Annotated in this window: 1 protein-coding gene; it reads right to left on the bottom strand. The window is 68.2% G+C overall.

Annotation, left to right across the window (positions count from 1 at the left end; translation table 11 throughout):
* Nucleotides 1-72: 72 nt before the first annotated feature.
* A complete protein-coding gene (locus tag ACQKIP_RS47930) occupies nucleotides 73-1,128 on the bottom strand; it encodes a hypothetical protein (RefSeq protein WP_365864932.1) in 1,056 nt (351 codons plus the stop codon).
* Between the last annotated feature and the right edge of the window lie 37 nt (nucleotides 1,129-1,165).

Raw genomic sequence — 1,165 nt, 5'->3', positions numbered from 1 at the left:
GGCGTGAAGCCAGACAGTACGCAGTCGTCTGCCGGCCCGTCCACGGATTTCCGCGCGCTGTTCGACCATCCGTTACGGGGTCTCCCCGGCGTCGGCTTTGGCGAGGCGCCCGGCGTGCAGGGCGGACAGGCGGAGGATTCGTGTGCTCCGCTGCTTGGTCGGGTCGTCCATCTGGTGCGCGACACCGATGAAGGCGCCTTGACGGAAGATCACGGAGCGGTTGATGTACTGCTCCGTCGGGTTGCTCCCGCTGTCCGTTCCGTCCTGGTCGAAACCCTGGCTCTCATCTCCCCTCCGCTCCAGTTCTATTTCTCTGTAATCGGGATCGGTCTCGGCGAGGTCCCGCACGATGTCGTTGTACGCCTGGTGGGCGGCGCCGGCGTCGGCAAACGCCATGACGAGGAACTCGGCTCGGTTCTCCCCCTCGTTCTCCCCCCGGCCGAACATGACCGCGCCGACCGCAGTGGCGTTCTTCTCGCATATGGGTGCTTCCCGGCAGAGGGAGAGGCCGGCTGCCGACTTCCTCACCTCCGGTGTCCCGGCCCAGGGGTATTCCCGGGTGTCCATGCTGTTTCGGTCCGGGAGGATCTGGCGGACCGTCTCGATGGTGGGCGGGAGAGCCGCCGCGTCGCGACCGCCAGGGCTCGAAGTGCCCGGTTCTGCCGGTGCGTTGTGCGCGGGGTCGTCCGTGGTGTCGAACAGTCGCACGCCGCCGTAGACGGCTGACACAAGCAGGAGCACCGCCAGGACGATGCCCGCAGCGAGGGTCCCCCGCCCGGAGCGGGTGTTGTTGACGGTCAGCGGACCCAGGGCGATCTGGCTGCGTGTCACTTTGCTGCCGGTCATCACGACGCTGCCGGTGTGCTGCTGTGAGGGCGCGTGCAGGAGCACCGCGAGCCGTCCGGCGAACTCGGCATCACCGCTGATTTCGTCGGCCAGGGCCGCTTGCGCACTGCTGCTGGCCCCGGGGTCATCCGGTGTCGCGGTCAGCTCGTCCAGGGCGGCGCGCCCCCGTGCGGACTGACTGAGTCTGCTTCGTACGAGGTCTGATGCCGCCGTATTGGCGGCGCCTGACAGGGCAGCGGACAGCGCTTGCGCAGCCGTCGCCGCCAGATCTGGTGCGTCCATGCCGGTCCCCCCGTCATCCCAGTGCCCTCATTATGGT

The sequence above is a fragment of the Streptomyces sp. NPDC059900 genome (assembly GCF_050270335.1).
In the GTDB taxonomy this organism is placed as follows: domain Bacteria; phylum Actinomycetota; class Actinomycetes; order Streptomycetales; family Streptomycetaceae; genus Streptomyces.
The sequence above is the reverse complement of the archived record's forward strand: the minus strand, read 5'-3'. Positions and strand labels throughout refer to the sequence as shown.